The 6,879-nt window shown below is 70.6% G+C and carries 6 protein-coding genes; all 6 read left to right on the top strand.

Annotation, left to right across the window (positions count from 1 at the left end; all coding sequences use genetic code 11):
* Position 1 precedes the first annotated feature (1 nt).
* The 6 genes from ispG to ACTYVM_RS35795 all read left to right on the top strand — a co-directional run bounded on the left by ispG (position 2) and on the right by ACTYVM_RS35795 (position 6,825).
* Complete coding sequence (gene ispG / locus ACTYVM_RS35820; protein WP_445529959.1) at positions 2-1,090, top strand: flavodoxin-dependent (E)-4-hydroxy-3-methylbut-2-enyl-diphosphate synthase; 1,089 nt, start codon at positions 2-4, stop codon at positions 1,088-1,090.
* 234 nt (positions 1,091-1,324) lie between these two features.
* Entirely contained in the window at positions 1,325-2,386 is a 1,062-nt protein-coding gene (locus ACTYVM_RS35815; protein WP_445529958.1) for a LacI family DNA-binding transcriptional regulator, read from the top strand.
* A 134-nt stretch (positions 2,387-2,520) separates the two neighbouring features.
* The gene (locus tag ACTYVM_RS35810; RefSeq protein WP_445529957.1) at positions 2,521-3,717 is read left to right on the top strand and encodes an ABC transporter substrate-binding protein; all 1,197 of its coding nucleotides are present in this window, start codon (positions 2,521-2,523) and stop codon (positions 3,715-3,717) included.
* Positions 3,714-5,003: an ABC transporter ATP-binding protein gene (locus ACTYVM_RS35805; RefSeq protein WP_445529956.1), complete on the top strand. Its 1,290-nt coding sequence runs from the start codon at positions 3,714-3,716 to the stop codon at positions 5,001-5,003. Before ACTYVM_RS35810 ends, ACTYVM_RS35805 begins: the two co-directional genes overlap by 4 nt.
* Complete coding sequence (locus ACTYVM_RS35800) at positions 5,000-5,935, top strand: ABC transporter permease (RefSeq protein ID WP_445529955.1); 936 nt, start codon at positions 5,000-5,002, stop codon at positions 5,933-5,935. The genes ACTYVM_RS35805 and ACTYVM_RS35800 overlap by 4 nt, the downstream gene beginning before the upstream one ends.
* Complete coding sequence (locus ACTYVM_RS35795) at positions 5,935-6,825, top strand: ABC transporter permease (protein WP_445529954.1); 891 nt, start codon at positions 5,935-5,937, stop codon at positions 6,823-6,825. Before ACTYVM_RS35800 ends, ACTYVM_RS35795 begins: the two co-directional genes overlap by 1 nt.
* Positions 6,826-6,879: the final 54 nt, after the last annotated feature.

Below are 6,879 nucleotides of genomic sequence, written 5' to 3'. Positions count from 1 at the left end.
GATCCAGGTCGGGTCGGTGGCGGTGGGCGGGGACGCGCCGGTGTCGGTGCAGTCGATGACGACGACGCGTACGTCGGACGTCGGGGCGACGTTGCAGCAGATCGCGGAGCTGACGGCGTCGGGGTGCCAGATCGTGCGGGTGGCGTGTCCGACGCAGGACGACGCGGACGCGCTGGCGACGATCGCGCGCAAGTCGCAGATCCCGGTGATCGCGGACATCCATTTCCAGCCGAAGTACGTGTTCGCGGCGATCGAGGCGGGGTGCGCGGCGGTCCGGGTGAACCCGGGCAACATCAAGCAGTTCGACGACAAGGTCAGGGAGATCGCCAAGGCGGCCAAGGACCACGGCACGCCGATCCGTATCGGTGTGAACGCGGGGTCGCTGGACCGTCGGCTGCTCCAGAAGTACGGGAAGGCGACTCCGGAGGCGTTGGTCGAGTCGGCCCTGTGGGAGGCGTCCCTCTTCGAGGAGCACGACTTCCGCGACATCAAGATCTCGGTCAAGCACAACGACCCGGTCGTGATGATCGAGGCCTACCGGCAGCTCGCCGAGAGGTGTGACTACCCCCTCCACCTCGGTGTCACCGAGGCCGGTCCCGCCTTCCAGGGCACGATCAAGTCGGCCGTCGCCTTCGGCGCGCTGCTCTCCCAGGGCATCGGCGACACCATCCGGGTGTCGCTGTCCGCGCCGCCGGTCGAGGAGGTCAAGGTCGGCATCCAGATCCTGGAGTCGCTGAACCTGCGGCAGCGTGGCCTGGAGATCGTCTCCTGCCCGTCCTGCGGCCGTGCCCAGGTCGACGTGTACAAGCTGGCCGAGGAGGTCACGGCCGGTCTGACCGGCATGGAGGTGCCGTTGCGCGTCGCGGTGATGGGCTGCGTCGTCAACGGTCCGGGTGAGGCCCGCGAGGCCGACCTCGGGGTCGCGTCGGGCAACGGCAAGGGGCAGATCTTCGTGAAGGGCGAGGTCATCAAGACCGTGCCCGAGTCGAAGATCGTGGAGACCCTGATCGAGGAGGCGATGAAGCTCGCCGAGCAGATGGAGCAGGACGGCGTCGCCTCGGGCGAGCCGGAGATCTCGGTCAGCGGCTGACCTCCGCACCGCAGCCTCGTCCCACCTCGCCGCACCCGCCGCGCCACACCGCAGCCCCGCCCCTCAAGGGCGGGGCTGTCCGGTTCTCCGGAAAGCGTCGTCACCGAAATGTTGCGACGGTTCACGCATCACCGCCGTCCACGCTCTCTTCCCGCTCGCCTGTGACTGCTAACTTGCCAACGAGCAGGCTGAGAAACCGCTATCTCGGCACCGGACGACTCCAGGGGGGATGCGATGACCACAGCGCGGCGCACCGGAGAGCGCGCCGGACACGGCGGCGAGGGGCCCGCGAAACGGTCCTCGGGCCGGGGGCGCAAACGCGTCACCATCGCCGATGTGGCCCGCGCCTCCGGCGCCTCCGTGTCGACCGTCTCGCGGGTGATCAACCAGGTCGGCACCGTCGCCCCGGACCTCGCCGACCGCGTCCGCGAGGCCATCGCCGAGCTGGGCTACCGCCCGAACGCCGCGGCGCAGGGCCTCGCCAGGGGACGCTCCGGCACGCTCGGGGTGCTCGTCCCGGACCTGGCGAACCAGTACTTCCACGACATCATCAAGGCCCTCTCCGCGGTGGCCAGATCCAACGGGTCCCGCGTCCTGGTCATGGACTCCAACGAGGACCCCGCCGCCGAGCGGGAACTGGCCGAGGACCTCGTCCGGTACGCGGACGGCCTGCTGCTCTGCTCCCCGCGCATGCCGCGCGCCGACGTCGTCGCGCTGACCGGCCGCGACACCCCGATCCTGGTCACCAACCGGCAGGAGCCCGGCCTCGGACTGCGGGCGATCACCGTCGACTTCTTCCGCGGCGTCCTCGCTCTGTGCGGTCACCTCGCCCAACTCGGACACCGGGACGTCGTCTACGTCGCCGGGCCCGGGCAGGCCTGGGCCCACCACGAGCGGATGCGCGCCCTCGCCGCCGCGGAGGACTTCGGACTGCGGGTGCGCACGGTCGACGGCGGCTCCACCGCCGACGACGGATACGCGGCGGCTGACGCCGCCCTCGGCACCGGCGCGAGCGCCGTGATGGCCTACAACGACTTCGTGGCGCTCGGTCTGCTCGCGCGTTTCGCCGAACTCGGCGTCCGGGTGCCCGGCGACGTGTCCCTGACGGGCTTCGACGAGATCGACATGGCGCGCTTCTCGGCGCCGCCCCTCACCACGGTAGCGATTCCCCGAGGGAGGCTCGGGCAGGCGGCCGGTGCCGCGTTGCTGCGGCTGATGGCGGGCGAGGGCGATATCGAGTGCGAGTCCATCCCCGTTGACCTGCACGTCCGTGGTTCGACCGGCGCACCTTCTTGACAGATCCGATGGCTGGCAGGATTTTGTTCGGGCACAAGGCCGAGAAAGCGTTTCCTCACCATCGCTGACGAATATCGGGCCGACGCCCGCAGGGAGTTGCTGTGTCCCGCACCGTCCACAGAGCCAGTCTTCGTATGCCGTCCGTTCAGCGCCTGGTGGCCGCCGGCTTGTTGCTCGCGGTCACGGTGGTCGGATGCAGCGCGCCGAGCAGTCAGTCGTCGGGGGACAAGGGGCAGTCCACCCAGAAGGTGCCGGACAAGCCCGGCAAGCCGGTCTCCCTGGAGATCCTCGACGTCGCGGGGAACCTCCAGTTGACCCAGGGCATGATCGACGAGTTCCAGAAGAAGCACCCGGAGATCGTCAGCAAGATCTCGTACTCCAAGGCGCCCGCGCCGGAACTCGCCGGCAAGATCAAGGCCCAGCAGCAGGCCGGACGCGTCCAGATCGACATGGTCCTCACCGGCACCGACGGTCTCGCCGCCGGGCTCGAACAGGACCTCTGGGCGGACATGTCCGCGCACCAGGACGCCATCGGCAACCCGGACTACCTGCCGCCGGCGGCGGACATGGCCGCGCTGGCGCAGGGCAAGGGCACGGCCGTCGTGTACTACCCGTCGGGGCCGCTGTTCGAGTACGACCCGGCCAAGGTGCCCAACCCGCCGAAGACCCCGCAGGAACTCCTCGCCTGGGCCAAGGCGCACCCCAAGCGCTTCCAGTACGCCGACCCGGCCAACTCGGGCCCGGGGCGCACCTGGTTGATGGGGCTGCCGTACCTCCTCGGCGACAAGGACCCGTCCGACCCCGAGAAGGGGTGGGACAAGACGTGGGCGTACCTGAAGGAACTCGACAAGTACGTCGACGTGTACGCCTCGGGCACGTCCGAGACGATGAAGAACCTGGCCACCGGTCAGGTCGACATGGTCATGAGCACCACCGGGTGGTACATCAACCCGCGTGCCCTGGGCACCGTGCCGAAGAAGATGAAGGCCGGCCACTTCGACGACATGACCTGGGTGACCGACGCCCAGTACGCGGTGGTCCCCAAGGGAGTCAGCGCCGACAAGATGTCCGCGGTGCTCAACCTGCTCCACTGGATGCTCACCCCCGAGCAGCAGGCGAAGGCCTACGACGACGGCTACTTCTACCCGGGCCCGGCCGTCAAGGACGTGCCCCTGTCGATGGCGCCCGCCAAGTCCCAGCAGGTCATCAAGGAGTACGGCGTCCCCGAGTTCGACACCTGGATCGACCAGTTCCCGAAGAAGCCGTCGCTGTCCTCGCAGGCGCAGGTCAAGGCGTTCGACCTGTGGAACCGTCAGGTGGCCGGCCAGTGACGGGGGCCCGCATCTCGACCCTGCGCCTGGCCGGGGTCACCCGCAGCTTCGGCGGACACCAGGCCCTGCGGGGACTGGACCTGGAGATCTCGGGCGGCGAGTTCGTGGCGCTGCTCGGCCCCTCCGGATGCGGAAAGTCCACCGCCCTCAACTGCCTGGCCGGACTGCTGCCGCTGACCGGCGGCCAGATCTTCCTCGACGGGGAACGCGTCGACCAACTGGCCCCCGAGCGGCGCGGGTTCGGCATGGTCTTCCAGAACTACGCCCTGTTCCCGCACATGACCGTCCGGAACAACGTCGGCTTCGGCCTGAAGATGGCGAAGGTCCCCAGGGCCGAGGCCGCCGAACGGGTCACCCGGGCCCTGGACATGGTGCAGCTGACCGCGCACGCCCACAAGCGGCCCGGTCAGCTCTCCGGCGGCCAGCAGCAGCGGGTCGCCATCGCCCGCGCCATCGTCCTGGAGCCGCGCCTGGTGCTGATGGACGAACCGCTGTCCAACCTCGACGCCGCGCTGCGGCTGGAGATGCGGGCGGAGATCCGCCGCCTGCACCAGCGGCTCGGACTGACCACCGTGTACGTCACGCACGACCAGGAGGAGGCCCTCTCCCTCGCGGACCGGCTCGTCGTGCTGCGCGACGGCCGCACCCAGCAGATCGGCACCCCCGAGGAGGTCTACAGCCGCCCGGCCAACCGCTACGTCGCCTCCTTCATGGGCTACCGCACCCTGCTGGACGCCACCGTCACCGGGATCCGCGGCTCCCATGTGGTCGTCGACATCGCGGGCAGCCCGCTGGTCGGGCTCGACCGGGACGGTGTGGCGGCCGGGGGCCGGGTCACGGCGGCCATCCGCCCCGAGGACCTGGACGTGGCGGTCGGGGACGAGCGAGCCGACGGTACTTCCGGCACGACGGGACTGCCCGCGACGGTGGAGGTCGTCGAGTACCACGGACGCGAACTCGCCGTCCAGGCACGGCTGACGGACGGCCGCCGGGTCCACTTCCGCACCGGGAAGCGGCTCGCGCCCGACGACTCGGTACGGCTCGTCGCACCGCCCGACCGGGTCCTGGTCTTCGCCGCCGACGACGGCGGCGGACAGCCGGGCGACAGCGGTGACGGGCCGTCCCGCGGCCCCGGCGCCGAGGCCGGACCGTCCTCCCCCGAGGGCGGGGAGCCGGACTCCGCCGACCCGCACAGCCCGGCGGGCGCACCGGCGGGCGAGAGCACGGCCGGGACGTCGCGCGAGCCCCGGGAGGGGCGCGACACCCCGAAGCAGGTGGCGACATGAGCGCCACCGACACCCGCGCGGCCCCGCCGCCCGCGCCGCCGGAACCCCCGGCGGCCCGGCCCGCGCTGCGCCACCGGCTGGCCGAGCGCGGGGTCGACCGGCTCCTGCTCCTCGCGGTCCCGGGCGTGCTCTTCCTCGCGGTGCTGTTCTGCTACCCGTTCTTCTACGGCCTCGGACTGTCCTTCCAACCCGCCCAGGGCGGGGGGCCGTTCGCCAACTACCGGCTCTTCTTCAGCGATCCGTACCTGCGGGAGACCCTGTGGATCACGCTGGGCCTGGCCGTGCCCGCCGCGCTGATCAACTGCCTTGCCGCCGTGCCGGTCGCGTTCCGCACCCGCGGACCGTTCCGGGGCCGGCGGCTGATCACGACGCTGCTGGTGATGCCGATCACGCTCGGCACGGTCCTCACCGCCCAGGGCCTGCTCGGCTACCTCGGCCCCAACGGCTGGTTCAACAAGGCCCTGCTGGGACTCGGCCTCATCGACGAACCGCTCGCCCTGGTGCACAACTACTGGGGTGTGCTGGCCTCGCTGATCATCACCGGCTTCCCCTTCTCCTACCTGCTGACGCTGTCGTACCTGACCGGTATCGACCCCAGCCTGGAGCAGGCCGCCGCGACGCTCGGCGCGGACTGGCGCAAGCGGCTGCGGTACGTGCTCCTGCCGCTGCTCGCACCGGGCCTGGCCATCACCTTCTGCCTGTCGTTCGTCCTGGCGTTCGCGGTGTTCCCGTCCGCGCAACTGGTCGGTGACCCGCGCAAGTCCACCCATGTGATCTCGATCGAGGCGTACCAGGCGGCGTTCCAGAAATTCGACTACTCCCTCGGTTCCGCCATCGCCATGATCATGGCCGCGGTGATGCTCGCGGTCGTCGTCCTGGTGCTCGCCTGGCGGTCGCTGCTGTACCGAGGCGCGACGGGAGGCAAGGGCTGATGGCCGACCTCGTCCAGACCCCCGCGGCCCAGGCCGGACCGGATCCGGCCGCCCCCTCCCGGTGGCGCCGGATCCGCCCCGGCACCTGGATCGCCGCCGTCGTCTTCGGGTTCTTCTTCCTCCAGCTCGCCGGGGTCATCGGCGTCCCGCTCGTCGACTCCCTGGGCACCCGCTGGTTCACCAGCTGGCTGCCGCAGGGCTGGACGACGAAGTGGTACGGCTCCGCCTGGCGGGAGTTCCAGCTCGGCCAGGTCTTCTGGACCACGGCGCTGGTGTCCGTGCTCGTCGTCGTCCTGTCCGTGGTGATCGGGGTGCCGGCCGCCTACGCGCTGGCCCGGCGGGACTTCCCCGGCAAGAAGGCCGTGCTGCTGCTGTTCGTGCTGCCGATCCTGGTGCCGCCGCTCACCTACGGCATCCCGCTGGCCACCGTCCTGTACAAGTTCCAGCTCGCCGGGACCCTGACCGGGGTGGTGCTGGCGAACCTGGTGCCGTCGGTGCCGTTCGTCGTCCTGACCATGACCCCGTTCATCGAGCAGATCGACCCCAGGATCGAGGCGGCCGCCCGGATGTGCGGGGCCCGCACCGGCTCCGTCCTGCTGCGCGTCCTCGCACCGCTGCTGGTGCCCGGGATCCTCGCCGCCTCCGTCCTGGTCCTGGTCCGCACCGTCGGCATGTTCGAACTCACCTTCCTCACCGCGGGTCCGGACAGCCAGACCCTCGTCGTGGCGCTCTACTACGCCGTCTTCTCGGCCGGTATCCGCACCCAGCAGTCCATCGACGCGATGGCCGTGATGTACACGCTGTCGATGCTCGTGCTGCTCGTGATCGCGCTGCGCTTCGTCAATCCCACCCAGCTGGTGACGCGTGTCAAGGAGGACCGGTCCGGGTAGGAGACGGGCCGTCCCCAGGGGCAGGGGGACGCCGTCCGGTGCTGTTCACCGCCG

It is taken from the genome of Streptomyces cyslabdanicus (genome assembly GCF_052663305.1).
This window is presented reverse-complemented; position numbering and strand designations above follow the sequence as displayed.

Excerpts from the sequence above, each read along its gene's own strand:
- ACTYVM_RS35800 (WP_445529955.1), top strand. The coding sequence starts at position 5,000 with ATGAGCGCCACCGACACCCGCGCGGCCCCGCCGCCCGCGCCGCCGGAA.
- ACTYVM_RS35795 (WP_445529954.1), top strand. The coding sequence starts at position 5,935 with ATGGCCGACCTCGTCCAGACCCCCGCGGCCCAGGCCGGACCGGATCCG.
- ACTYVM_RS35815 (WP_445529958.1), top strand. The coding sequence starts at position 1,325 with ATGACCACAGCGCGGCGCACCGGAGAGCGCGCCGGACACGGCGGCGAG.
- ACTYVM_RS35810 (WP_445529957.1), top strand. The coding sequence starts at position 2,521 with ATGCCGTCCGTTCAGCGCCTGGTGGCCGCCGGCTTGTTGCTCGCGGTC.